The organism is Bullifex sp. (assembly GCF_034103065.1).
Taxonomy (GTDB): domain Bacteria; phylum Spirochaetota; class Spirochaetia; order Sphaerochaetales; family Sphaerochaetaceae; genus Bullifex.
Genome location: NZ_JAXEGN010000115.1, coordinates 1 through 2,712, shown reverse-complemented (window position 1 = coordinate 2,712; position 2,712 = coordinate 1). Strand labels below are relative to the sequence as shown.

Below are 2,712 nucleotides of genomic sequence, written 5' to 3'. Positions count from 1 at the left end.
TTTCTCTTGAAAGTGGAGATAAAATACTTCTTGAAAGAGACTCAGTATTTAATGGTGAATATATTCATTTAAAGGGTTTATCAAATATTACTATTTCAAGTTATGGAGAAGGTGAAAAACCAATTATCAATGCTAAAGGTGAAGGCATTTGGTATCAAGACTATGGATGCGAACTGGATAGCCCTACTCACCGTTACTGTGGAAATATTTCTTCAACTATTCATTTAGAAGATTGTTCTAATATAACAATCACAAACCTTGAAATTATTAATGATAAAGTTGGTGATGAATATTACTGTGCTACTGGTGTTTCAGCTGTTGCAAGAAATATTGAAGTAATGAGTAATATTGTTCTTGAAGATCTATTTATCCACGACGTTTATGGAAATATCTATGATAAACATTTAAACAATGGAGGAATTTATTTTACTTGTTCAAAACCAAGTAAGAATACTTTCTCACGTTTTGAGAACATACTTATCTCAAAATGCTTTGTTTATAGAACTTCCCGCTGGGGAATAGCTATAGGCTATACATATGCTCATGAAAATTTTAAAGGCACAAAATACAAAGAAGATGCATTTAAAGTTTATGGGCACAAGAATGTAAGAATTGAAAATTGCTATGTTAAGCAAGCAGCAGGAGATGCTATTACAGTAATGTACTCAGATAATCCTATTGTAAATAACAATCTAAGTGATGAAGCCGCTTGCCAAATAAACGATAGATACTATCTAAAACCTCATAATAGAGGTGGTAAAGTTGGTGCTGGAATTTGGCCTTGGAAGTGTCTCAATGCTGAATTTAGGAATAATTTAGCAAGAACAACAAGGTTAAACCAAGATGGAATGGCATATGATGCAGACTCAGGCTGGTCTACATTATATGAACACAATTTCAGCTCATTAAATGAAGGTGGAACAGTAATGTTCTGTCTTGAAGAAGCTATTGATTCATCCTTTATTAATAATGTAATTGATGATGATCTTGGAGGAATCTTTAGCATGGCAAAAAATCCTAATGGACTAATTAGGGATAATGTAATTAATAAGAAAGTAGCTACACCACTTTTCAGAAAGAGGATGGATGACGGCAACGTCAAATTGGAAAATAATATTATTAGAGAGGTAAAGTAATGGAATTAAAAGGAAGAGTCACGATCCCAACTGATTTAGATATAGTACCAGAGACTATTGAAATATTAAAAAAATGGGGTGCCGATGCAATTCGAGATTGTGATGGAACAGAGTTTCCTGAAGAGCTCAAAGGCCAAAATGCTAAAATATATAAAACATATTACACAACAAGAAAAGATAATGTATGGGCTAAAGCACATCCTGAAGAAATTCAACAAGTTTATGTAATGACTCCATTTTATACAGCAGCAGATGAAAGTCTCACAATTCCATTAATGTATGGCCTTTACCCTGCTATGCTTAAACCAAATGGTAAAGATAATAAAAGATGGTGGGAAGTAATTGATAGAACTACAGGAGATGTTATTTCTGATTGGACCTATCAAGAGGAAGGTTATCAAGTTACTATAAAAGCAAAACCATTTCATGCTTATACTGTCTCATTTTTAGCATTTATCATGTGGGATCCTGTTCATATGTATAATGCAGTAACAAATGGTTGGACTATCGAGCCTCAGATGACATTCGATGTTAGGCAACCTGCTACTCATGAATTCTCTCTTCAAAGATTAAGAAAGTTTATCCAAGAACATGATTACGTCGATGTAATTCGATTTACTACCTTCTTCCACCAATTCACCCTACTCTTTGATGAAAAGGCAAGAGAAAAGTATGTAGACTGGTATGGTTATTCTGCTTCTGTTTCACCTTATATTTTAGAGAAATTTGAAAATGAGGTCGGCTATAAATTTAGACCTGAATACATCATCGACCAGGGCTATTACAACGGTCAATATAGAGTACCTAGTAAAGAGTATAGAGACTTCATAAAATTCCAAAACAAAGAGGTATGTGCACTAATTAAAGAATTTACCGATATCTGTCATGAATATGGTAAAGAAGCAATGATGTTCTTAGGTGACCATTGGATCGGTACAGAACCATTTTTAGATGAGTTTAAAAATTCAGGTGTAGATGCAATTGTTGGCTCTGTTGGAAATGGTTCAACTTTAAGACTCATCAGTGATATTAAAGGAGTAAAATATACAGAAGGAAGACTTTTACCATATTTCTTCCCAGACACCTTTTATGAAGGTGGAGACCCTGTAAAAGAGGCAAAGTACAATTGGGTAACCGCAAGAAGAGCTATTCTAAGAAGCCCTATTGATAGAATTGGTTATGGTGGATATCTAAAACTTGCACTAAAGTTCCCTGAGTTTATTGAATATGTTAATAGCGTTTGTAATGAATTTAGAGAGCTCTATGAAAATGCTAAAGGTACCACAGCATACTCTTTAAAGAAAGTTGCAGTATTAAACTGTTGGGGTAAAATGCGCTCATGGGGAGCACACATGGTTCACCATGCGCTTTATCAAAAGCAAAACTACAGTTATGCCGGTGTAATTGAAGCTCTTTCAGGAGCCCCTTTCGATGTTTCATTTATCAGCTTTGAGGATATTAAGAATGATGAAAACTTATTAAGTTCTTTTGACTGCATAATTAATGTTGGAGATCAAGATACAGCTCATACTGGTGGCTCCTATTGGGAAGATGAAGAGGTAATAACAAGAGTAAG

At 34.3% G+C, this 2,712-nt stretch carries 2 protein-coding genes; both read left to right on the top strand.

The window, feature by feature from the left end; all coding sequences use genetic code 11:
- Window positions 1–1,136 (top strand): hypothetical protein (locus SOY52_RS04600; protein WP_320847806.1); only part of this gene is annotated, 1,136 nt, incomplete at its 5' end.
- Window positions 1,136–2,712, top strand: a 1,577-nt coding sequence (gene gnpA, locus SOY52_RS04595; RefSeq protein WP_320847805.1) for a 1,3-beta-galactosyl-N-acetylhexosamine phosphorylase, incomplete at its 3' end; no start/stop codon positions are given. The genes SOY52_RS04600 and gnpA, both read left to right, overlap by 1 nt.